This is a genomic window from Peribacillus sp. Hz7 (assembly GCF_042136355.1).
In the GTDB taxonomy this organism is placed as follows: domain Bacteria; phylum Bacillota; class Bacilli; order Bacillales; family DSM-1321; genus Peribacillus; species Peribacillus asahii_A.
Genome location: NZ_JBHHJV010000009.1, coordinates 134832 through 159267, shown reverse-complemented (window position 1 = coordinate 159267; position 24436 = coordinate 134832). Strand labels below are relative to the sequence as shown.

Here is a 24436-nt window from a genome sequence, read left to right as displayed (position 1 = left end):
TCCTAGCTCCATTCCACGATAATCCTGTGCTCTAGCTACATGATGATGTTTCGCAATATCAATACCGATTACTAAGGTTTTAGGTGTAATTTGAGCTATTTTATGATTTTGGTTATAATTCATAATGAGACCTCCGAGTAGATGTTTTGTCCTTTTTAGCTGGCCAGCTCAGGACACATTCATCTTATCAAGAGGTCTTTTTTCATTCAAACCGCATTTTCAGTTATTACAGGAATGCTGTCCCGTTAGCTATCCATGAAGCGCAAAGTCAGCGCTTCACCACAGAAAATGAAAATATAGTAAACTGTCCATACCGGTTCTTAATCCAGTCAATCCAATCCACAGATTAATCTTTTCAACTCATTGTCTTCGGGTTGGTTGGTATGCTTTCGGTTCAATATACGTATATGGCATCGATTAAATATGGTAATGCTGCTGTTCAACGCTATTACAATATTTAGCCCCTGTAATGATTATCATGGGTATCAATAGTTGAGAAACAGTGTACCCTCCACTGTTCCTCTTTTTTAATGAAGTAATAGGAGTTTAGCGAACAACGAATATTAAAATATACTAGAATGTAAAATGGCGAAAGGAGATTTTTATGATAATTTTAGTTATTTTTGGAGTCTTATGTGGAATGATTGCTAGTATAGTTGGGGCAGGTAGTTCCATGATGATGACTCCTTTGCTATTATATTTATTTCCCTTAATTACAGGGACGCAATTTACTATTCAAACAATTACATCAGCAACACTTGCACTTACCCTTTTTTCTACAGCAACGGCTTCTATACGATATCATCAAGCAAAGCTCATACCGTATCGTTATGCTCTTATACTAGCAGTCAGTGGTTCGTTAGGGTCATTTATCTCTGGGAGTTACATTTCGCAAAATGTAAACCATCTATTTGTTTTGATTCTATTTGGTTTTATTGCTGTTTCGTCGTTTATCTTCAATTTAATTCCAATTAAAGAAAATAAGGTTCGGAAACCTGAAACAATACTTTTTGTAATGGGTGTTATTATTATCTTTTTCTTAGGTATAACTACGGGCATTATTGGAATTGGAGGTATGGTTCTGTTTATGCCCTACATGGTCTATGTATTGCATTTTCCAATTCGAAAAGCAATCGGAACTACAACATTTACTGGAGCTATGATTGCTCTTTTTGGGATTATTGGAAAATCTGTCGCAGGTATGATGTACTGGGAAATCGCCCTAATTGTTGCTGTTGGTGGGATGGTTGGGGGTTATATTGGACCAAGTTTAAGCAAATTCTTCCCTGAGCGTATATTGCGTTATGGAATGGGTGTAATTCTGCTTTCAATTATATTAACGGTGGTAATAGATATAATACATTTGTTCAAGTGACATGTTCAATAGTGGAAGTAAACAACTAAAGCCGATTATTTTCCTTAGCATAGGAAAAATCGGCTTTTCATTTCCAAAAACGGTCTTATCGTATGTTTTCGTAAAAATCTTGGTACTACCCCTTAATGGCAACTTTTCTTACGGGATAAGTTTGTCCAAAATCAAAAAAATTTATTCACAAACTGTTTGGATTAGTTTTATAAGCTAGAAATGTAGAAGAAACTGCTACCCTATATTTCTAACTAACATTTCTTGTACCAGAATCCCATGAGAATAGAAGTCCCCCGCCACGAACGGGGGATTCTATTTAAAAATATAAAGTTATTATGCTTTTACAAATACCGTTTTGATAGAAGTAAAGAACTCGATAGCGGCCTGGCCTTGTTCTCGTGAATGAGAACTAGATTGCTTCATTCCGCCAAATGGAGCCTGAAGTTCTACACCGGCTGTTTCTGCATTTATTCTAACAAGGCCGGCTTCCATTTCGTTAATGAAAGATAGCATGTTGCTAATGTCTTTTGTATAAATCGATGCACTTAGGCCAAATTCTACATCGTTTGCCTGTTGTAATGCCTCTTCAATCGTCTCGACTTTAATTAATGCCAGAACAGGTCCGAAGATTTCTTCCTGAGCGATAATCATGTCATTTCTCACATCTTCAAACACGGTAGGCTGTACATAAAAGCCATCTTCTGTTCCATTTTCCTTCGGTCTTTCGCCGCCGTATAGAAGAGTCGCTCCTTCTTCCTTCCCTATTAGGCTTAAAGGCCTTTCACTCAGCGAAGTCCGTTATTTCTGGAATAGAAGCGATGCATATGAGTGATATAGTTTATCACTTTAAATTTCTGCTTTACCACAGCCTTTACTAACACCCCATTTAGAAACAGATGTCATTTCATCATTATTAAGTGATTCGATAAAGTAGATAAAGACTAAATTTAATTCGTTATTCAAAATTAGTAACTTGTTCTGTACTTGAAAAAGAAAAAAAGCATTACTTATGCTCCGACAAATAACGCCGCTTGAGAAATTGCGATGAAAAATGCAACATTTTGAATCGGACTCTCTTCTTCTATTTGTAATGTCATCTGGAATTGTTCATCTATAAAATCAGCCTTCCATTTTGCAATTACTCGTTCTTCATAGACGAACTGTGACCATTCTTCCATCTCTTTATCGATTCTAATTTTATGATTACCCTCAAGTATTGTCAGGGTTGGAATGCTAAGACGCCAATTTTCATATGTAATAATCACTTTCTTATTTGTAATGAAATCCATTCCTTCAAACCACATTCTACCTTTTCGCACAATCTTTTTACAGCTAAATATTTTATTGTCATCGTTGTTTTTTACATCGTATTGTACAAAATAGCGATATTCAAAAACACGATCGACAAACTTTTTTAGGCCGTTACTATACTGACGTTGTACGTAACAAACTACTTCACCTGATTCATCGATTACAGCATGTTGATCGGTTGATTCAATTTGTTGCGGATGAGTATATTGATAAATTCTCATAAATTCTTCTCCTTTTAATAGTAAATCCATTACAGCTTATTCACTAGCACTATATTAGTATAGGTGCAATTAAAGAATGAATAAAGCTACCATTTCTACATACATTTAAGGTTTTGATGCAAACGTGACTTGTATTTACAAATTAATTGCCATTGCGTCGAAGTTTTTGTACCTGAACCGGGATTTTTTACAAACAATCAAACTGATGATGTTTTAAGCCGCACTATTTAAAATAGCAAAAATTGAAGTTTCTTTTTATGTAAAAAAAATCGGAGGTGTCTTAAAAGATTGAACGTTAAGGTAATATATCTCTCTATTTTATAAATATTGGGTTGAATATGACATTAATATAGGGATAATGTCATAATTCCACCTTATTTGTAATGATATTTATCAAACTAAAAAGAAATGTAACGGAATCGTTCTGTAAAATGAGGACCAGCTCATGTTAGTGTAATACCAACGAGGCCACAGGAGGTAGCACCCATGAAAAACACTTACATGAAAACATTAGTTTTAACTTGTGTAGCTACATTTACATTTATAGGGCTACAAAAGAGTACGGTCGAGGCTATTACCAAATATCAAGTTGTAAAAGGAGATAGCCATTGGAAACTTGGACAACAATATGGTATAACCATTGATGATATAAAACAAGACCATAATCGTCATGACGATTGGATTTATACAGGAGAAATGTTGCAAATTCCGAATAAATTAAAAGTAGTATCTATACAATCATCAAAACCTGAAATAGAGAGGCCGAAAAAAGAACCAAAGAAACCAGCCATTTCAATTTCAAATAAAGAAAAAGACTTGTTTGCCCGATTGGTAGAAGCTGAAGCAAAAGGTGAATCATATAAAGGAAAAGTAGCAGTTGCGACTGTTGTATTAAATCGAGTGGATTCTCCTGAATTTCCAAATAATATTACAGATGTTATTAATCAAGTAGTAGGCAATAGCTATGCCTTTTCACCTGTTCAAAATGGTGAAATTAGTAAACCCGCATCAGATGAGTCGAAACGAGCAGTGGATGAAGCATTAATGAGAAAAGATCGTTTAAATAATTCAATGTATTTTTATAACCCAGATATTGCAACGGATGATTGGATTCGTACTCGTAACGTCGTGAAGACAATTGGTAATCATGTATTTGCAAAATAAAATAATGAATAAAGAGCCATCGACCGTTATATTTAAGTAATAGATGATAAAGTCAATAAAATCATAGGCAGGAACATATTTGATATGTACAATATGTTCCTGCCTTTTTGTTATGGCTGCTTTAGAATAAAGTTTAATCAAATGGATACTAATAACTTCAATAAATGAACAAGAGGGAAGAGCGTGTTTTGAAAATTCATACTCTGATTCAATCTTAAGGATTTTAAATTCTTCATTTTTCATTCATGGTATCTATATCATTATTTTATATGCTAATCTATAATTATCACCAATAATTCCTAAATGATAAATATGATAGTTTTATTATTTTCATCTACCTACATCATCCTTTGGCTGATATTATTCCTGAATAGAAAGGAAAAGGGCCTACGCTATTACTATGCCATAAAGGAGTTGTTATCACCGTAATGGACATCTTTCGTTCTATCTTTACTAACATATTATCTCTATTTGCTCAAGTATTTAAAATTCAACAACATTGGATATGGGAAGTCTTAAGTTTATTGATGAGTATCGTGGCTATCGGACTTTTGATATGGGGATTAATTGCCCTATTTTCACATAAGGAAGAAGCTATTACAAACAAATATAAACGAATCATATATAACGTTTCTTTTTATTCTTTAGTAGGATTACAAATTGGCTTTCTTTTATTTTTTATGGGCTTTATTGGGATAAGTATCGTGGTTATCGGACTTTTAATTTTGGGATTGGTTGCCCTATTTTCACATAAAGAAGAAACCTTTATAAACAAATATAAACGCATATTGTATAGCGTTTCTTTTTATTCTTTAGTAGGGTTACAAATTGTCCTTCTCTTATTTTTTATAAGTCGGATTGGAATTACCATTTATATCGCGAGTTCCGATTCCAAACTAAAGGATTACACTTTTGATGCTCAAGCACTGCAATATGAATTAACGAATATTTTTATCTACGATCAAAAAGGAAATCCAGTATATAAAGTCGTTCATAATAGTACCAACAGAGATGTTGTGACGTTAGACGAAATGCCTACTCAACTACAACGTGCGTTTGTGGATGTTGAAGACAAACAATTCTATCAACACATCGGTGTATCCATTGAAGGATACATTCGTGCCTTTTTTTATGAAATGATTCGTCCATCACAAAAAATGCACGGAGGAAGTACCATTACACAACAATTGATTAAAAATGTGAACGGGGACATATACAATAGAAATGTCTTACACAAATTTCAAGAAGCCCTTTTATCCATCATTATCGAGAGCAAATACAGCAAAGAAGAAATTCTCGAAATGTATTTAAATCGGATTTATTTAGGAGAAGGCGTATATGGTGTAGGTACAGCTGCGAGACAATATTTTAATAAAAACGTTTATGATTTAACCTTAGTTGAAAGTGCGTATTTAGCTGGTTTGCCAAAAGCACCTTCTACATATACAACAAACTTAAAAGCAGGAAATCAACGTAAGAATATTGTCTTACAAGCAATGAAAGAGAATGAAACTATCACAGAAAACCAATATCAAAAAGCGGTACAACAAACCGTTGTATTGAAACAGGCCAAGACCAAACAGACTTCTGCTTTAGATTCATATGTTGATTATGTATTAAAAGAGGCAAAAGAAGACTATGAACTGAGTGACAAAGATTTACAAAGTAATGGGTATCATATTTATACGTATCTAGATACTGAATTTCAACAGCATATGTACCAAACGGCTCAATCTTTTTCTTACAAAGACGATCAGGAATCCAAAGACAAAAAAGTACAAGTAGGGATAGCTGCTATTGATAACGACAATGGAAACATTATTGCTTTATATGGAGGACGGGATTTTGTCAGAGGGTACTTAAATCGTTCGTATCAGTATTATCAACCAGGTTCTATTCTTAAACCACTTGTTGTGTATGCACCTGCTTTAGAAACAGGAAAATGGAATGCACAATCCACCGTCGTTGATGAAAAAACAAATTTTAACGGCTATTCTCCTAAAAATGCAGGAGAAAAATATGGAGGCAAAATCACACTAGAACAAGCCATAATTCGTTCAGCCAACATCCCTGCTGTTACAGTATTTCAAGACATCGGCATAAAAACTGGTGTAAAAGTATTAGAAAAAATGAACATCGAGATACAAGAAAAAGACAAACAGTTACACTTGGCATTAGGCGGAATGGAAAAAGGGGTTACCCCTATTCAAATGGCACAATCGTATGCTGTCTTTCCTAACTACGGATACTTTAAACCAGCGAAAGCCATTAAGTTAATCAAAAATAAAAACGGAGAGTTCGTTCAAAAGAAGGAACAAGCCGAAATAAAAGGTATCGATGTTTTTACATCAGAAACCGCTTATCACATGACGGAAATGTTGCAAAAAGTCATAACCGAGCCAAATGGAACAGGAAGGAACGCTAAAATTGGTGTTCCTGTTGCAGGAAAAACAGGTACAACGGAAGAAGAAGGAACAAATGGAGGAATTCGAGATGCTTGGTTTGTTGGGTATACACCGAATGTGACGATGTCCGTCCATTTAGGGTTTGATCAACCAAGTAAGGCCCTCTATCTAACGACTTCAGGTGGCGATAATCCAGCTACCTTATTTGCTCGTATTATGAAAGAATCACGTAAAAATACTGCTCCGGTTGCTTTTCAAAAACCACAAACCGTGAAAGAAATAGAAGAAAGAACAGCAAAAGAATTGGAAAATACAAACCTTATACAAGATTCAAAAAAGAAATTATCTGAAATAAAATCTTCTGTCACTTCGTTTTTCGAACGTTTCGTTCAAACATTAAAATAGAGTAACTAGGTAAAAACAGCAAAGTTAATATATTGTTTATGGAAATAAAATATAGAAATAGCCCTTTTGTCGACAAACTAAAATGGTATAGATTTTTTCTATACCATCTGCTTTTTATTATACCAACTTCAACCACACTACCGCTTCACAATAGCCAGGCACTGTTTCCGATTAGTGTGGATGGGAAAAACGTGGAAGTCCCCTGTCATTATCATTATCCTTGAGTTAGCGTCTACATACGCATTAATGCGCCATTAGGCTTTGGTAACTCTTGATCTGTTATCTGATTCATTTTACAAAATTGTTCAAAAAATTGCTGTGCCAGCTCTCGTTCCTTTGGGTCACTTTTCAACGAAACTATATCAAGCAAAATTTGAGCCATCCATGAATTATCAAAATAACGGTATTTACCTGTATTCCATGTCATTTTGTGGGGGGATTTTTCATTTACATAGTATTCCCAGAAAAGCATCTGATCCGATTCCTGTTCTGTAAGTTGGAGTCTGTATTTTGAATGAGCAGGAATATATCCATCTTCACAAAGCTTACCGATAAAATCTTCATTGACCATATAGACACCTAAGATACGCCTGTCTTTTTCAGGCATGCTGGAATCTATTGCTGTTAACAGGACAGCGCTATTTTGGTGCAAGCGGATAGGTTTGTTTGACTTCCCCTTATTATTACCACTTTTTATTACGCCTGAAAAAACCTTCCACTCTGAAAAAGCACTATTCTGTTCTTTTGTGTCACACCAAAAAACCATTTGTGATTCGGGATGAAGTTTATGATTTTTCATAAGTTTTTCATACTCCAAGCGAAGTTCCTGTTTTTTTTGTTGTAGTTTTTTTTCCTCTTCTTTCTTCCATTCTTCCTCCTTTCGTTCCATTTCCTTTTTTTCTATAATTTTTTCAATTGAATTAGCTACACTTTTATCATGTAGTTTTAGGTGCTTTCCAAATACATCGGGGAAAACAAACTTTTTATTTTCCGATGCGAAATGTATTTCAATACTAGAATCGTTATGTTTAACTATACTACCCATACCAAAACGCTTGTGTGTAACTTTCTTATTAATTAGATTCATTATTCCAGTCCTCCTTGTAGAATAAAAATTCGATTACTATTAGATAGTAAATTGATGATTTTATTCGACTAACTTCCTTCAAAGCTCACATAAGTGTTTGAATTTTTCTTCGGTCTAAAAAAGGATATAAAAAAACGTACCCATAATTCTTCTATCTGCAAAAAATACAGCGGAATTCGGAATACGATTGAAAAAACAATTGTAAGACTATTATAACATTTTTTGAAAATATTACAAATTTATTATTGACAACATATTTTATCACAAGGTAAAATAAAATTTTATTCTCTGTACTAACTTGAAATAGCTATGAAATAAAGGCCTCCAAAAATTCGCGAAACTTCTCGAAAGCCCTTATAAATAACCACTTGATTACCGAAATAGTCTCTTGAATTAGAAAAACCGACTGTGTTATTTAAAACAGCCGGTTTTGTTTCGGTGATTGATTATTTCGGTTCTGGTTCAAAAATAAAGTAAAAAAGTAGTAAAGAAGTTTTTGCACCAGAACCTAGTTATTTAATCATAGCATCAACAATCGTATTTTTTGTTGTGTATTTAGATCAATAAATAAAGTGAGACTTCCATCAGTGGGAGTTTTCTCTCATCACCCTCTGATGGAAGTCTCACTGCGGGAAAAATATAAGGAACCCCCTAAGGGCCTCCCATCCTAAAAAATCGCCACTTAAAATCTATTTTTTAACCGTTGGCAATGGTTTCTTGATCCACTCATTATAGAACGTATCAATATCTGGTTCAAAATCAAGAATAATTGGATACCAAGGAGGAACTGCTTCAACCTCCAACTGAGTTGCACATCCTGGGCAATAATATTCGCGAATAACCTGCCATTCTGGGTCTGGTGACATTAATTTAGGATAAATTTCATTCATTTTCTCCTCTGTGTCCCTAACAAAAATTTGCGCATGCAGCTTCCAATTTTCTTTATAATTACAGAATTCATGGCCGCAGTCACATTTAACGATACGATCTCCATTTGCTTTTTGCACAATATATAGATGCAATCCATATGGAAGCAGGATTGGATCATCCCAGCTCACACGCTCTTGCAAAACCTCCCTATAAATTTCAAAACGCTCAGGGTCTTTATGGCTTGTCATCATATCTTTCAACTGATAAAACTCTAATGTCCCATCAATCAACTCAGCAATTCTTTTCTTATCATATTTTGCCACTGTCTTCACCTCTTTTTCTCAATTTTATTGTTTTTTCTTTTGTTTGAATCGATTGATGCGTGACCCGAGTGTAGGTACGCCTAAATCATCTTCATAGATCATCCATTCTTCAGGAATGTTCCAGAAGCTCTTGAATTCATTTGTAAACTTTTCACTTAAAGCAAAGCTTTGTGCATACATGTGTTTAACTTGTATCGCAGCATCTTCATTCAAAATCTGCGTTCTTTCGCCTTCCATCCACTCTTTTGTTGGCTGACTGCGATCTAAACGTTCCTTGCGGATTTGCTTGCGCTTTTGTTCAGTTGCTTGTAAATCAACCATATAGACCCCATTTTTTTCTGTAAAGACACAACCATACACTTGTTCTGCATAACGGAGAAGGATGTACTTTTCATTTAAATCTTCTTCTACCTGCTTTGGATTCCTTTCAAGCGGATCGCCGAATCCTGGGCCTCCACGAAGGTAGTTCATAATCACATCGTAATCACCAAATTGTTCTTGTGTAGACACCGCCTGTCTATCACGGTATACAATCTCGGCATCCATATTTTCCTCATAGGTAGGATGATCTGGATCCACATCTCCGCCTAATGGGATAGGTAGTCCCTTCTCAATACGTTCTTTGATGTTCGTTTTATTTGCTTGGAATCGATACCCTGCGGAAGCTGGATATCCTCCCATTAGACCACAGTCTGTCGCCATTACTCCAGCACCAGCAACAAACATGGTCCATTCTTCTGCACCCCAACCTAAACGAAGCGATTGCCAACCATTTCCGCCCCGGTATTTACCAGCTCCACCTGATCCAGGTAAAATCTGCCTTCCTAAAAAGATGAGCGGTTCAAGTATTTCCCAAATTTCCATGTCCCCCATGTCCCCCTCTGGATTCCAGAGAGCGGCGGAATGGCTGATTCCATCTTGAACGGCACTTGCCCCCACTCCGCATGATGAGGTCTCAAAGCTGTTCATTGCGGATAATTGACCATATTGATCATATCCTCCTCCCATCAACCAGTTAGATGTATGAGCATTTCCAGCGTTTACTTCTTCTAAATAACCGCGTCCATAGTAAGACCGGCTCAATCCGCGCCAAAGTGGGGACCATGCCGCCACAAGCGCATGCCATGTATTCGAATGGGCAGAACGAATGTCATCCGGATTAAACCAGGATCCATATGGAATTCCAAACTTACTTGCGTAATAGGCACCATCATTAATCCGATCATTTGGTACAAGAGTCTGTGAAAGCATGACCCATATCCCACTCGTGATTGAAACAGGTGTTGCATTGAACGGGTGCCAGCCCCAACGGTTTGCCCCTTCAAAATCAATTTCAAACTGTGCATCTTTATGAACAGTGATTTCAGAAGGTGTATGAATAATTGTATTAAGCTTAGCAAATGAAGGGAGATCCAAATCTTTAAAAGGTACATCTACAAATGAAGCTTGACGATATTTACCCGGAATTAACATGGTTTTTACCTGATTCACAAAGCCTCGGCGTCCATCCTCAATAATTTCACGCATAAATTGTTTATAAGCGTCGACGCCTTCTTCCTTGATTACATCTAATACAAGATCACGGATCATATGACATCCAGCTATACGAGTTTTTTCATCAAGTGTCCAGTATTTCACCGCACGCACTGATCGTGTACTTTCAAGCAACCAATCTTTCGATAACACATCATTTTGTCCAATTTTTCGACATGTTACTTGATAACCATCATCATATCGTTGAACAGGACCCATAGGCATACTTCCTGGGGCAGATGCTCCTGTATCAATTACGTGCGTTACACCACCAGCCCAGCCCACAACTTCACCTTCCCAGAAAATAGGTACAAGTGTATGAACATCACAGGTATGGACATTTCCTACATGGTTATCGTTATTACAGAAAATATCTTTATCAGCAATACCAGGATTATCCTCATAATCGTTTTCAATCATAAATTTAATCGCAGCACCCATTGTGCCTACGTGGATAATAATTCCGGTAGATGTAACAATTGAATCGGCTTCAGGCGTGTACAAACTAAAGCATAATTCGCCTTCCTGCTCAACAATTGGAGACGCAGCCACTTTTTTTGCCGTTTCCCTTGCATGAACGACTCCGCCGCGAAGCTTCGAATAAATTTTCTCAAAACGAATCGGATCGCTTTCCTTAAATGGAAGCGTCTTCAAACCAGCATAATGCCCCGTTTCTTTACTAATTTCAGTTATTTCCTTCCGCATTTCCTTTAGCGTTTTTCCATCCCAGCCAATACCTCTTTTCTTTTTTTGAACGCCCGTCAGTGTTTTCGCCAAATTCGGTACCCCCCTAAGATATTTACTTTTAACCTATTCCTTAATCTCTTTTAGATGGAAAATACGATTTTCATCGAGATAAGCCTCAAACCCAATTGGAACAACTAATGTAGTAGCTGTTGATTCAAGAATCGAAAATGCATCAATTCGGTTACCAGGCAACAATTTCTCCATTTCATAAATCTTTGCTTGAAGGTGCTCGCCATTCCAATAAATTTTGCGAAATCCCAGAAAGGCATCGACAGGTGGTGTTTCACTAAATAATGGCTCCTGTGGAATTTGCGGTTTTGCCACTTCAACCACGCCACGAACAATGGCTCCTGTGATAGAATAGCCAAGCTCTGGGGAAAGGGCCGATTTTGCATAGACTCTTGAATAAGTCTCTTCGAATGTTTGAATAAGGCTATCCCAATCATCGACAGATTTAAAAGCAGAGATAGGAGCCTCGATTTCGAGGTCATTCAATTGCCCCTGATATTGCATCCGATAAAGAAGACGGAAATCAACTTCTTCTGGAGAATAATCATTTTTCTTAAATTCCTCTGTCACCTTTTTCTTTAATTCATCCCATGCCGCTTGTAATTCTCTACCAGCTAAGAGAATATCCGAATCCTCTGCTCTATCATCGACATTTAAATCCAATGTTTTGTCATAACGATATTCGAAATCTGCTGCCCCACAGCCAAATGCTGAGAATCCAGCTGCCCAAGCAGGAATCAGAACATCCTCAAAGCCAAGCCCCTTCGTATAGCCCGCTGTGTGTAACGGACCTCCGCCGCCGTACGAGAAGCAAACGTATTGCGAAGGTGAATATCCTTTTCCTAGAATCATAGATTCAAGGTAGTTTCGAAGCTGTGATTCTAATAGTTCAATCACCCCATAAGCTGCATCCTCAACCGTTAACCCTAGCGGATCTGCAATTTGTGTTTTAACCGCTTCATAGGCTTTTTCCTTTGAAAGCTTAATCACCCCGCCAATAAAATTATCTGGATTGATTAAACCAAGAACGACGTGGCAATCAGAAACGGTAACCGTATCAAGACCGCCCTTAGGGTTACAAACACCGACACGGGATCCCGCACTATCTGGTCCTAGAGTAATATTTCCATAGTTAGGATCAATTCGAACGAAGCTTCCAGTACCCGCACCCGTTGTATCCATAGAAACAAGCGGCAATGACAGAACGAGGCGAGCCATATCAGGACTTGCATTAATAGCTAATTCTCCTTGCGTAATCAGACCAATATCAAAGCTTGTTCCGCCAATATCGGAACATGCGACATTTTTCAATCCAAGCTGTTCGGCTAAGTATTTGGCTCCAACCATTCCCCCGATTGGACCTGAAACGCAGGTTCTTGCCAATTCATTTGCTTTTATACTAATTGTGCCACCGTGACTGGCCATAATCCGCAGATCAAAATTGGTTCCTGCTTCCCTCAGTGCTGTATCAATGTTTTCTAATGTTTTGCGTGAAGGTTCCGCAGCATATGCCTCGACAATTGTTGTATTTGTCCGGTGGGATTCTTTTCGCACCGGATAATAATCTACCGTTGCAAAAACTTTAATATCTTTATTTGCTTTTGCTACAATCTGTTCCGCGATATCGCGAATTTTTCTTTCATGAGTAGGATATTTATAGGAGTGAAGTAAGCTGATTACAATCGCTTCTACATCCTCATCAATCAGTTTTTGAATGGCTGGTTCAATTTCATGCTCATAAAGAGGAATGACAACGTTCCCAAAAAGGTCAACTCTCTCTGTTACGCCAACTGTCCATTTTCTTGGAACAAGAGGCGGATCAAAGTGATGTGTATTAATATGGATTTTGTCGGAATAGGAGTACCCAAGGAATGACTGAAGCCCGCGACCCATTCGATGGTTATCCTCCATCCCTTTATTAACAACTAATCCAACACGACGCCCTACCCGCGAAACGAGACGGTTGAGCATCGCCGTTCCGGAATAAACGCCTGCAAGTAAGTTAGGGAATTCATCCTCCATTTTCGCATTCCATTGGCTCAAAGCATCTTTAGCAGAGTTTAATAGTCCAATATGTTCATCTAGCGGAGTTGTTTGTGCCTTCCCTACGACAAAATCCCCTTTTTCATCAATAATAAACGTGTCTGTCATTGTACCGCCCGCATCAATGGCAAGAATTTGAGATTTGGCCAATTACAACTCTCTCCCTTCGAGTGTAAGTAAATGAATTAAACAGCAATTTATGTACAAATACGTTGGTTATATTTTTGCTGTTACCCTTAATAATGCAAGTAGTGTGCCACCACTTTAAAATCCTCAAATTTTCCAATGAATAAGGCTATACGGTAAGCTTTATCAAGTAAAATTCCCACTCATTAATGGTTTGTCGCGTAAAACAAGATTAATAGAAAGAACTGTAGTATTTTGCAACACATGTAGCGCTACACAATGTTTTCTTGATACAGTTAAACTACTTGATTTAAATAACAGGCTAAGTTAATATTTTAAATATACAGAATATTTTAAAATATTTACTTTTATTGTGGTCAACTTCTTAATCATTTGCAGTTGCCCCCCTAATTGACTGATTTTTAGTTGGAAATGTTCCGAATAATATTGAGGAGGTTTTAAAAAAGTTGAAAAACCATTTTCTCTCTATTTTTTCCACACAGGATTTGCATAATAAAGTGGGTGAAATAAAACATAAATGGGAAAAATTCGTGACAGATCCTTCTAATTATACAAATCTGCAAACCGTGGTTCGCCGCCAAATACTAGATTCATGGAGCCGTTGTCAATCGATGGGTATTAATCCAGAACAAAAACAAGCGAGAACTGCACTTACCTCATTTGAACTAGAAAAACTTCTTTCGGAATCTGAACTGTATCTTGCAGCCAAACCGATTATCGACCATATTTATGATACATTAATTGGGACTGGTTACTTAATTACTCTTAATGATGAAAGTGGGAAAATGATTTATTTAAAGGGCGAACCAGATATTATGAGGAAAATGGAAAAAATGAATTTTTCTCCTGGAATGGATTGGAGTGAAGGGGCAGCAGGCACCAATGCCATTGGTACGAGCATTGTTTCTAAAAAGCCTATTCAGGTTTTTTCTGCTGAACATTTTTGTGAAGGCTTTCATCCAATGACATGTTCCTCCTCCCCTATTTTTCATCCATATACCAAAAATATCATTGGGGCAATCGATTTTACTGGACTTTGGCCAAGCACACAACCTCACACACTTGGATTAGCCGTCTCCCTCGCACAGATGATTGAACAACAACTACTTACCATTTATAGAACGAAATATAGGCAACTGGAAGAATATTATCATCAATGTACATTCAAATGGAGGGATCATTCTGTCCTTGTCTTTAGTAACGAATCCGTTCTCGTTGATGGAGATCCAACGTTACTGAATGCCTTAAATTTGAAAAAAGAAATAACATTTGATAACCATTTAAAAATTAAAGAACTTCTTCAAAATCCAGCAGATTTCATGAATAAAGCGGAAGGGTTTCAATTCACCTATTTGAACTCTATCGTGATAAATAAAGAAGAAATTGGTTATATGGCTATTTTCCAAAATAAAAGTGGCACGTCATCAAGCTTGATGACTCATTCAAAAGATCACCATTTGATTGGTGAGTCTGCGGAAATAAAAAATATATTACATAAATGCCAGCAGATTGCATCGGTCAACACCCCTATTTTGTTAACTGGTGAAACAGGTACGGGCAAAGAACTGATTGCAAGGTATATTCATGAAGTAAGTTCAAAAAGTGATAAACCTTTTATCACGATTAATTGCGGTGCCATGCAAAAGGAACTAATTGGCAGTGAACTATTCGGTTATGAAAGCGGAACATTTACAGGAGGAAAAAGAGAAGGAAAGAAAGGAAAATTTGAAGAAGCGAACGGTGGTACGATCTTTTTAGACGAAATAGGAGAAATGCCGATTGACTTACAGGTACATTTACTAAGGGTACTTCAAGAAAAAGAGTTTACTAGATTAGGTTCATCAAAGACTATTAAAATAGACGTGAAAGTAATCGCCGCAACAAACAGAAATCTGGAGGCCATGATTGAGGAAGGACTGTTTAGAAAAGACTTGTTTTTCAGGCTAAATGTTATCTCATTTACGGTTCCCTCGTTATGGGAAAGGAAAGAAGACATCATTCCCATTAGCGATTACTATTTAGCTTTATTTGCAAAAAAATATAATAAACCTTTGCCTTTTCGTCTAGCAGAGAAAACAAAGAGTTTCTTTTTAAGCTACAAATGGCCGGGAAATATAAGAGAATTAAGAAACGTCCTGGAACATGCCGTCATCTTTAGCAGTTCAGCTGAAATTGAAAAAAGTCACTTACCCGATTATTTAGCCAACTTTCAAACCCAACAATCACTTAGTGAGGTTGAACATTCAAGCTTTTCTATAACGGAAAAAGCAGAAATGGAGCTAATAAAAAAACTCTTAATTCAAAGCGGATGGAATATTTCAGCTGTTTCAAAAGAATTAAAAATAGCAAGGTCCACCTTATATCGGAAGCTAATAAAGTATAATTTAAAAGAACCGAGTAGTGTTAAAATACAATGAAAGATTATCAACTTTAAACTCTTAAAACTTATATTCATTGCAAGATTCCCCCGATTAGGGGGGTTTTTTAGTTTAATTAAAAATTCTCGCGCCTATTAGCCGAGCTTATAACACACTTTTCCTCTTAGCTATTCGATGCAGGGGGGGCATGTACTGCACCCTCTATATTATTCAAGTACTTCTGTTGTGTAAGCTACATACCATCAGGTTGCTTTTCTCTTTTTTTAACTCTTCAAGGGCTATAGGATAAGCCCGATTCTTATAGACTGTAATAACTCGAAGCTTAGAGACACGAAAAGACCGCAAAGCTTTCTTGAAGAAGCACTTTGCAGCCCTTTTGTCCCTTGTTTTACTGAGATAGAAATCAATTGTGTTTCCTTTGGAATCCACTGTACGATATTGTCTTGAAGTTTTTGCACCAGAACCAATTTTTCTATCTCTCCCATTCACAAAAAATGTATACTCTACATTACAAAATTATTAAATGAATTTAATCGTTTCTTTCTTCCAACAATAGCTTGTTGCTGATACTGTGTTGGTGTCGTGCCTTCATATTTTCTGAAAACCCTTGCAAAATAATTTGAATCAGAAAACCCACATTTCTCACTGATTTCTGCAACCGTTTTCCTCGTATGGACAAGATAATGTTTTGCTTTTTCCAAACGACGACTCGTTATATATTGTGTAATAGTAAAACCCGTTTCCTGTTTAAACAAACGACTAAGGTATTGTGAATTAAGATGGACTAGCTTGGATAACTTCTCTAAATTTAACTCGATATGAAGATTAAGCTCGATATAATCTTTGACTTTTACAATATCGTAATGCTCATTGGACTTCTCTAAATGCGTGGGAATGAGGTTCGTATCAAGCATTGGTATAAATTTCGTTAAAGCTCGTCGAATATCTTCTGAATGAGCTGGTTTTAATAAAAAATCATCCGCTCCCAATTTAATAGTACGATAGGCAAAATCAAATTCATCATAAGCTGTAAGGAAAATTATTCGACAATGAGAAACTTCCTTTTTGATAATCTCCGCTGCCATTAGACCATCCATTATAGGCATTTTAATATCCATAATCACGAGATCCATCTGTTCTTCCTTGGCTAATTTTACAGCATCAACACCATTTTCCGCCTCGAAAAATTGATTTACTTTAAAGTTATGTTTCTTGATCATCAATGTTAACACTTCCCGTTCTAACGGTTCGTCATCCACAATCATTACTTTCAAGCCAAATCACCCCCAACTTGCGGGATTGTAATCTGAACTTTAGTCCCTGCCCCTTTCCTACTTTCAATGGCTGTAATTCCATAACCTTCTCCAAAATAATGTTGAATTCGTTTATGTACGTTCTTTATACCAATTCCCGTAGTATGACCATTACTTTTAGTTTTTTCATCTGAAAGTATGGATGATAATTTTTCTTGTGAAATACCTACACCGTTATCAGAAATTTCAATTACCACGTTATCATTCATAGAAAAACAACATAGTTTAATAGCCACTTTACCTTGTGATTCAAACCCATGTAGAATAGCATTTTCAATAATTGGCTGGACACAAAGAATAGGTATTTTTATAGCATCAACATTAAAAAGTAAACTTTGTTCATACTGAATTTTGTTTCGAAATCTAGATTGCTGAATATTTAAATAATTTAGCGCATGCTCTAACTCTTCCGTTAAACTTACAAGTTGATCTATGTTACGCAAACTGTACCGCAGTATTTTAGCTAACGCGTATGTAACCTCCTGCGTCTGTTCAGCGCCTTCAAGATAGGCCAGACGTGAAATCGTATTTAAAGTATTAAATAAGAAATGAGGATTAACTTGTGACTGTAAAACCTTTAATTGCGTTTCTTGTAATGTTTTTTCCAATTGTGCACGAAGCTGCAGTTCTTCCATCAATTTTTGATTTTTTTGATTTAATTCTTCTTGGGTAAAATAGTTTGCCCCCATCTTAACAATATAATTGGCAACTAGAAGAAGCATATCTGCTGCTGCCTCTACCCGTTTTTGATTAGCAAATTCAATTTGATCAAGGTAATGATTGAGAATATTCTGGTCAATTTGAAAGTTCTTTGTATTCTGACGAACCTGATCAAGTCGCTCTTCATCCTGCCCTTGAATTAATACCTGCCCACAAAGGATTGCTCCCAGGTATTTTTCATCGAGAATGATTGGAGCAGCCAAATCAACCAAACCAGAGTGACAACGGTGAATGATTGTCTTTCCCTGTTGAGCTGCCATTTTTCCCAAACGTTCATCTGATAATATACATCCCCGTAATCCCTCATCTGATGCTGAGCGTATATAGGAACAAAAATTAGTGAAGTTACTAGGTTTTGTAAGCGGGTTCCCATTTTCGTCTGAAATAACAACTCCCAAACCTGTCGCGTCGGCAAAGAGATCTTGAATTTCCTGGAGAGTTTTCAAGTCTACGATATTTTTAAGTTTAAAAATCATTTTGTATCCCTCCTAATTTTCCCCTTTGCTTTAACTTTTATATTTCACATAGCAAGAAAGCGTTCTCATAATGAAGCATACTAAACCATTAATATATTAGCATTTTTTGTAAAACATCACTAATGATAAGCTTTCTTCCATTTTATCTATTTCTTTTCCAAGAAAACAACGCCTCATTCCAATATAATCCATCCGATGTCTTTTCCTTTAGAGGTTGCCAACCCTGCTCCAACATGAAACAGTTTGGTTTGAATCATGCGTAAATATTATATAAATAAAAGAGCTAATCCAATCATTGAATTAGCTCTTTCATTTATACCATAAGCTTCCGTACAATCATTTACCTTGGAAACATAAATAAGACTTGTCTTACTTCTATCACCAAATTTTATATAAATCTCAAATATATACAAACTTTCCTTTTAAATAGATTGCACCCTTCCGTAAAGTAGAAGTAATAAGTGGTCCCAAGGGTACGTTTTGAACAGAATTTAATATTCATCTACAATGAAATGAGATATTCTAAAAAATATATTCTGTAAATCGATTAACCGTTTAACAAGTATTCCAACTCACTAAATACTTGCACAGCTGACTGAGCGACTTGTATATCCTGTTCTACAGAACCACCACTGACACCTACAGCACCAATAACTTGCCCGTCTTTCCATAATGGAATTCCTCCGCCAAACACGACAACCCGTCCATTATTTGTTGTATTAATACCATAAAGCTCTTTTCCCGCTCCAGCTGCCTGCGCCAAATCTGCTGTCGGCATTTTCATAGCAACGGAAGTCCATGCTTTATTTTGGGCAATATCTATGCTGACCAATAAAGCATTATCCATTCGATGGCAGGCTATGAAATTCCCTCCCTCATCAACAATGCTAATGACCATAGGGACTTTGATTTCGTTCGCTTCCTTTTCAGCACTTTCAATCAGTTTTTTCGCTAATTCTAAATTGATCTGACTCATCCTTTCCCATCCTTTCCTGCTAAATAGATAGTGGCAAGCCTTTAATCAAACGGGCTGCGTTTTTTCCCAATGTGCGCCCGTTTTGAAGGCTGTCTTGTAAATATGGTTCTTCTTGCTTCAATTTATCGTGATGCACACATAAATCTCCATTTTGATCAATGCCTATACCCAATTGCAAAGGGGATCTGGATGCTGCTTCCCTCCCTAGTTCAATAAAACTGCCCGCTTTGTCCCACTTTTGAAGTAAAAATGGGACCCCTTCTTCTTCCAATCCGGCACAGACTTCTTGAATTTGATTAGGGGGAAGAGCGCTATTATATAAAATCGTAATATAAATGTTACTTTTATTCATTTTAATACCTCATCTCCAATTCTAACAGAGGATAAGACCAAGCCTGTAGCAACTGCATTTCGCGGGCCTTCTGTGCCGCGTATATTGGCAAAACCAGCTACAATGCCGTACCTGCCTAGTTCCTCTGTTAACATTTGCGGAATTTCAAAGTCAAGTGCCGATCCCCCCACCATGGCAACAAAAGACAAGTGTTTTAAATTGCCTGTCGGGATGACCCGCTTAAGAGCACGCAACGCATTTGTTACAAACACTCTCCGCTTGGCGCTCCTCCGGATTTCCCTGATTTTTCCCATGGATACTTTGCTTGATAAAGGTGTGAGATCCTGTTCTTCCCGAATCACGACTTTCCCGAATGTGTACGGAGGAAAAGGCATTTCGGAAAATAGCATCGTTCCGTCTTCTAGCTGCATATGGAATAAACTCAGTACCTTTCCTAAAGGATACTTTTTAATTTTTTCAGCCAGTTCCTTATCTCCTAAAGCGAGTTCAGAATTAATCAGCATCGTGACCATGTCTCCTGCACCGGCCAAGTGACTTGAGGTGATTTTGCCGGCTTTATTCATCATAGCAGCATCCGTTGAACCACCGCCCATATCGAGAATAACAATCGGTTTTCTCGTACCAGGCGTCGTTAAGGCTCCACGGATGGCCATTTCCGCTTCAACACCGCCAACTTCTACTGCAATCCCAATTTCTTTTTCCAATAAAGAAGCAACTCTTTGAACAGGAACTTTATCTGTTTTTACCATTGAGGCTAAAGCGACGCCGCTTTCCATGGAAAGCTCACCCGCCATTGCTCCGCTAATAGAGGTCGGGATCACGGCATCAACGGCCAAAAAATCAGAGATGGTAATTTCATTTGGCAATTGTCCAGTAAGTTCTGCTAAATCATGACGGAGACCGTTAAACATCCCGCCGACATTCGTTCCTGTTTCTCCTTGGACATCTGCCAGCGTGTCCAGCATTTCTAGTTTTTCATACGTATTCATAATGGCTTCTGCCCCATCATTAATGGATACTTCCAGCTGTTGGTTATTCGTCCCGATTAAAATGATCCGTCCCGCTTCTATTTTCCGTTCCACTACTTCCCCCTGTGGTGTTCGGATTACTACGGCCGATCGATTGCCGACTAGTGCTTTAGCGACTAAAGCAATTTGTATCGTCTGGTCTGGATCCAACTGAAAGACGGTAGAAAGGCCGTATGGGTTGCTTAACGTCCGAATCACATGACCCGGTAAAGCGACTTCTACCGCTGCTAGTTTCAAAAGAGGAACTTTTTCAATTAAAGCGACCTCATCTACGATGGGAATTTTTTTGTTTAGGCGGTTGTGTATTAACACTCCGTCATCTTTTTGAACAATCGCGCCGGTAATAGATATTCCTTTGCTTTCTGCTTGATTCAGGCGTTGGGCAACCCATTCATAATCAAAAGATTTAGGTATAACAGCGATATAATCCTGGTCTTTTTCCTCTACCTCAAATAATTCATTGATTAAAACTGTTATCCCGACGCCTAAACCGGCTCCGCCTGGCGTATCCGGATTATGGCCAATCATGGAAGATTCAGTAATAATCGTTTCGCTAATCAAATCCATGGCCAGGTCGCCAATAACTGGCACAGCATCATTCAACCGGATAAGATCAATGTCTTTTAACTCGATGCCCGCCTTTTTAGCCGCTTCCTGCAAAGCACGGCGGATGCCTTTCACATTATCAGTAGTTCCTTTTATGCCCGTTGTTTTGACTAAATGCTGGGAAAGAAATTCAGCATGATCTCCCTCCACACTTGCGATTGCCACTTCAGTCGATGAATTGCCGATATCTACACCGGCTAAAATTTTTTTCATCAATCTTTTAGTCCTCACTCTTCCTTAATCTCCCGCGCCTTTCATACACATCTGCAGCTTCGCGGATTAATCCAGCGTTTTCTATCGCTCCGTATTCTTCTTCTAATTCATTGGCAATCACTAAAAGCTCTTCTTTAGTCGAACGGTTAGGGCGCATAGCATTATAGATTTGTAATATACGAGCATCCGATATCTTGATCATTTCAGCTGCCCGACGAAAATTTTTCGCCAGTTGTGTTCTTCCTAAACTTTCACTGATGTCTGCATGCATTTCAAGCGTTTTTGGACTAATGCGCAAATCCGCTCCTGTTACCTCTCCTTTTAAAGCAGCATCCAGTGTTAACTCATTGTACGCTTTTCCGGTAGGTGTAAATAGCAAATCCGGACTTTTTGAACCGAGCGGATAGTTTTCTTTTGTTAAGCTTTTCGTTTGGTCTTTTGTTAAATTTTCCATCTATTTTTCCTCCTAGTCTTTTATTAAAAATTCCGCTTTTAATTCAACAGGCTTCTGATCTGGCACAAGCGACTGGCATTCTTTTAAATAAAGCAGGGCTGCCGCCGCCTGGTATTTAGGCCGTGCCATTTCGTCATTTACCACAGGAACAGGATTTGGGCTTTCCCCTAATGCATACATGGCTGCATTCCGTCCAATTGCCCGGTACATTTCTAGAGTAATTAACGGAGATTGAGGAAATAATTCAAGATTGGTTAGCGGATCCAAATCACGCTGATGGATCACTGCTGTTCCCCGTGACTGCAAACCAATGCTGATACCTGAACCGCTCATTTGGGCTGCTCCGTGCGCCATAAAAGCCAAGTCGGCCGTGCGCAAGCTGCGAATGACACGGGGAACAGCTCCTTGCTCCTCAATCCCCGAAAGGATTTCGCGCAGAACAGAAGCGTGATTGATTTTCATAATGGTTTTATTCATTTCTTTTCCAAAAGCAGGGGCTACGGCTACAATAACTTCCCTAGGGTTCGTCCCTTTTATCGCCGTCCCAATTTCCGCTAATTTCATCTCTATTGAAAATGATGATGTCGTCATGTTCGGTTCCTCCCTTAATCAAAGTCTTTCGGACTGATGGCTTGACGAATGTTTTTAATTTCTTCCCATCTTTCCGGACTGAGGCGGTATCCTGTTCCAGGTCCCATGTAATCGTTTTCATCGTTTACCGCGCTTATAACGACATTATCTTTATTAATAATGGCCGATGTATGCAAATAGTCGCCAGCTACTCTTTGTTTCAGCATATTGAAAATTCGTTCGGCCGTTTGTCGATATCCAGTCTTAGCTAAGATGAGAGCTATATCATATCCCGAAATCCCATCTCGTAAAATTCGCTCTGCCGCCTTTAAATCTTCAACAACATTTCGCTGCGGCATATCTTCACTGCTATTCGCATAAGTAGCCGCTTCCACTTCCTCATTTGTAATAATCGGGAATCCCAGCTCTTCAAAAATAGCTTGTAAAGCTTTGGCTGCCTGGTAGCGAACCTCAATAACGCTTTCTTCATCCACCGGCTTTAATCCGCCGTCCACCATCATATCCCGCTGAATAATCAAGTAATCATCTAAATCACTAGAATCCATATTAGAGCCGGCAAACATATCTTCGTTGTTTGGTACAGCAGCGTATCCGGAAAAGATAAAATCTGTACCAGGCAGCATTTGACACAGCATTTTTGCACTCCGGCGGATTTCCGAATGTGAGAAAGTTTGGTCGTTTCCTGAAGCTACCTCCATATCAAATAATGTAGTAGCTAAGTTTTCTGCTAAGACAGCACGAATCCCGCTCGGTACAGAAGATGGTATGCCAATACAACTGATGGAACCATTTTGCAGTCCTTGAACCCCTGCTCCTTTCGCCATCATGACGCAGCGAATTTCTAAATAAAGCATAGATTTCCCTTCTGCCCCGGCCATTTGCACCTCAGAGCCAGTACCTGATGTAAAGCGCATTTTAGCTCCCCTTGAAGCATAGGCAGAGGCTAAAAATGACTTAGACCAAGGTGTATCATCCCCGTCTATAAAAACAGATTCCGTACCATAAATCGAAACAGTTTCCGCATAAGAAGTCATCCCAAGCATTGCTAAACGAAGTTCAGTCGCTTCTTCTAAAGAATCTTGAGTTAAGACTCCATTCCTTGCCGTTTGGGAACCCACGAGTAATGCTAACGCATTAAAAGGAGCATAACGGGCAACTCCAACGGTCGTTTCTTGTTCGTCAAATCCATAGAGTCCCGCTTCTGCAGCATCCGCCGCCATTAATACAGGGTTATCGCGTACATTTGTGACATGACATTGGTTGGACGGTGTTTTCCTTGCTCTCATCTTTTGTAAAGCCATCATCATTTCTACAACATTCATATGATTGAGAACTTCCAGCACTTTTGCAGGTGTGAGACCTTTTGACAGCTTTACAATTTCTGAACGGGACACATTAATATCCACAAGTTTTCGGGCAATCTCTAAGCTATCAAGAGCCATGACTTCTTCGACTATGCTTGCATCAATTGTGTAATCTGCAATGAACTGGTCCAGCATATCAAAGTCTTCTCGTTTCCTTTCATCCAATTCTACTATCTGGCCATTTTCTACTCTGATAGAAGGCTTTGGATCATTCGGACTTGACATAGCGACAAATCCCATTTCAGGCCATTCTATTACAAATCCATCTTTATTAACGGGTCTTTTTTCTAAAATCTCAAATCGTTTTGAACGTAGCATAGAATATCCCTCTTTC

General features: G+C 37.9%; 18 protein-coding genes and 3 pseudogenes. 5 read left to right on the top strand and 16 right to left on the bottom strand.

The window, feature by feature from the left end:
- Positions 1 to 356 precede the first annotated feature (356 nt).
- A pseudogene (locus ACE199_RS14170) lies at positions 357 to 481 on the top strand (EamA family transporter); the annotation flags it as partial.
- A 123-nt stretch (positions 482 to 604) separates the two neighbouring features.
- Positions 605 to 1375: a sulfite exporter TauE/SafE family protein gene (locus ACE199_RS14165; protein ID WP_375350367.1), complete on the top strand. Its 771-nt coding sequence runs from the start codon at positions 605 to 607 to the stop codon at positions 1373 to 1375.
- A 324-nt stretch (positions 1376 to 1699) separates the two neighbouring features.
- Here the strand turns inward: ACE199_RS14165 and ACE199_RS14160 are convergent.
- Together ACE199_RS14160 and ACE199_RS14155 are read right to left on the bottom strand one after the other, a co-directional pair.
- A pseudogene (locus ACE199_RS14160) lies at positions 1700 to 2128 on the bottom strand (aldehyde dehydrogenase family protein); the annotation flags it as partial.
- A gap of 245 nt (positions 2129 to 2373) precedes the next feature.
- The gene (locus tag ACE199_RS14155) at positions 2374 to 2898 is read right to left on the bottom strand and encodes a tubby C-terminal domain-like protein (protein WP_375350365.1); all 525 of its coding nucleotides are present in this window, start codon (positions 2896 to 2898) and stop codon (positions 2374 to 2376) included.
- A 486-nt stretch (positions 2899 to 3384) separates the two neighbouring features.
- Between ACE199_RS14155 and ACE199_RS14150 the strand changes: the two genes are divergently transcribed.
- A complete protein-coding gene (locus tag ACE199_RS14150; RefSeq protein ID WP_375350363.1) occupies positions 3385 to 4062 on the top strand; it encodes a cell wall hydrolase in 678 nt (225 codons plus the stop codon).
- A gap of 428 nt (positions 4063 to 4490) precedes the next feature.
- A complete protein-coding gene (locus ACE199_RS14145; protein ID WP_375350361.1) occupies positions 4491 to 6872 on the top strand; it encodes a PBP1A family penicillin-binding protein in 2382 nt (793 codons plus the stop codon).
- A 232-nt stretch (positions 6873 to 7104) separates the two neighbouring features.
- On the opposite strand, the gene ACE199_RS14140 is transcribed toward ACE199_RS14145, so the two are convergent.
- The 4 genes from ACE199_RS14140 to ACE199_RS14125 all read right to left on the bottom strand — a co-directional run bounded on the left by ACE199_RS14140 (position 7105) and on the right by ACE199_RS14125 (position 13634).
- Positions 7105 to 7959 carry a malate synthase gene (locus ACE199_RS14140; protein WP_375350359.1) on the bottom strand — a complete coding sequence of 285 codons (855 nt, stop codon included), beginning with the start codon at positions 7957 to 7959 and terminating at the stop codon, positions 7105 to 7107.
- Positions 7960 to 8648: 689 nt separating this feature from the next.
- Positions 8649 to 9152 carry an acetone carboxylase subunit gamma gene (locus tag ACE199_RS14135; protein ID WP_375350357.1) on the bottom strand — a complete coding sequence of 168 codons (504 nt, stop codon included), beginning with the start codon at positions 9150 to 9152 and terminating at the stop codon, positions 8649 to 8651.
- A 24-nt stretch (positions 9153 to 9176) separates the two neighbouring features.
- Positions 9177 to 11462 (bottom strand): hydantoinase B/oxoprolinase family protein, encoded by a 2286-nt coding sequence (locus tag ACE199_RS14130; RefSeq protein WP_375350355.1) that lies wholly within the window; start codon positions 11460 to 11462, stop codon positions 9177 to 9179.
- Between the two features lie 33 nt (positions 11463 to 11495).
- Positions 11496 to 13634 carry a hydantoinase/oxoprolinase family protein gene (locus ACE199_RS14125; RefSeq protein WP_375350353.1) on the bottom strand — a complete coding sequence of 713 codons (2139 nt, stop codon included), beginning with the start codon at positions 13632 to 13634 and terminating at the stop codon, positions 11496 to 11498.
- A 443-nt stretch (positions 13635 to 14077) separates the two neighbouring features.
- On the opposite strand from ACE199_RS14125, the gene ACE199_RS14120 reads away from it, so the two are divergent.
- On the top strand, positions 14078 to 16048 hold the full coding sequence (locus ACE199_RS14120) for a sigma-54-dependent Fis family transcriptional regulator (protein WP_375350351.1): 1971 nt from the start codon (positions 14078 to 14080) through the stop codon (positions 16046 to 16048).
- A 196-nt stretch (positions 16049 to 16244) separates the two neighbouring features.
- On the opposite strand, the pseudogene ACE199_RS14115 reads toward ACE199_RS14120, so the two are convergent.
- The 10 genes and pseudogenes from ACE199_RS14115 to ACE199_RS14070 all read right to left on the bottom strand — a co-directional run.
- A pseudogene (locus ACE199_RS14115) lies at positions 16245 to 16447 on the bottom strand (DDE-type integrase/transposase/recombinase); the annotation flags it as partial.
- Positions 16448 to 16512: 65 nt separating this feature from the next.
- A complete protein-coding gene (locus ACE199_RS14110) occupies positions 16513 to 17274 on the bottom strand; it encodes a response regulator transcription factor (RefSeq protein ID WP_375350376.1) in 762 nt (253 codons plus the stop codon).
- 5 nt (positions 17275 to 17279) lie between these two features.
- Complete coding sequence (locus ACE199_RS14105; RefSeq protein WP_375350349.1) at positions 17280 to 18518, bottom strand: sensor histidine kinase; 1239 nt, start codon at positions 18516 to 18518, stop codon at positions 17280 to 17282.
- Between the two features lie 266 nt (positions 18519 to 18784).
- A complete protein-coding gene (locus ACE199_RS14100; protein WP_375350347.1) occupies positions 18785 to 18931 on the bottom strand; it encodes a hypothetical protein in 147 nt (48 codons plus the stop codon).
- Positions 18932 to 19065: 134 nt separating this feature from the next.
- Positions 19066 to 19494, bottom strand: coding sequence for a GlcG/HbpS family heme-binding protein (locus ACE199_RS14095; RefSeq protein ID WP_375350345.1), 429 nt, complete (start codon positions 19492 to 19494; stop codon positions 19066 to 19068).
- Between the two features lie 19 nt (positions 19495 to 19513).
- Entirely contained in the window at positions 19514 to 19846 is a 333-nt protein-coding gene (locus ACE199_RS14090; RefSeq protein ID WP_375350343.1) for a glycerol dehydratase reactivase beta/small subunit family protein, read from the bottom strand.
- Positions 19843 to 21693, bottom strand: coding sequence for a diol dehydratase reactivase subunit alpha (locus ACE199_RS14085; RefSeq protein WP_375350374.1), 1851 nt, complete (start codon positions 21691 to 21693; stop codon positions 19843 to 19845). Before ACE199_RS14085 ends, ACE199_RS14090 begins: the two co-directional genes overlap by 4 nt.
- A gap of 7 nt (positions 21694 to 21700) precedes the next feature.
- Complete coding sequence (locus ACE199_RS14080; RefSeq protein WP_375350341.1) at positions 21701 to 22147, bottom strand: diol dehydratase small subunit; 447 nt, start codon at positions 22145 to 22147, stop codon at positions 21701 to 21703.
- 12 nt (positions 22148 to 22159) lie between these two features.
- Positions 22160 to 22738 (bottom strand): propanediol/glycerol family dehydratase medium subunit, encoded by a 579-nt coding sequence (locus tag ACE199_RS14075; RefSeq protein ID WP_375350339.1) that lies wholly within the window; start codon positions 22736 to 22738, stop codon positions 22160 to 22162.
- Between the two features lie 14 nt (positions 22739 to 22752).
- The gene (locus ACE199_RS14070; RefSeq protein ID WP_375350337.1) at positions 22753 to 24420 is read right to left on the bottom strand and encodes a propanediol/glycerol family dehydratase large subunit; all 1668 of its coding nucleotides are present in this window, start codon (positions 24418 to 24420) and stop codon (positions 22753 to 22755) included.
- Positions 24421 to 24436: the final 16 nt, after the last annotated feature.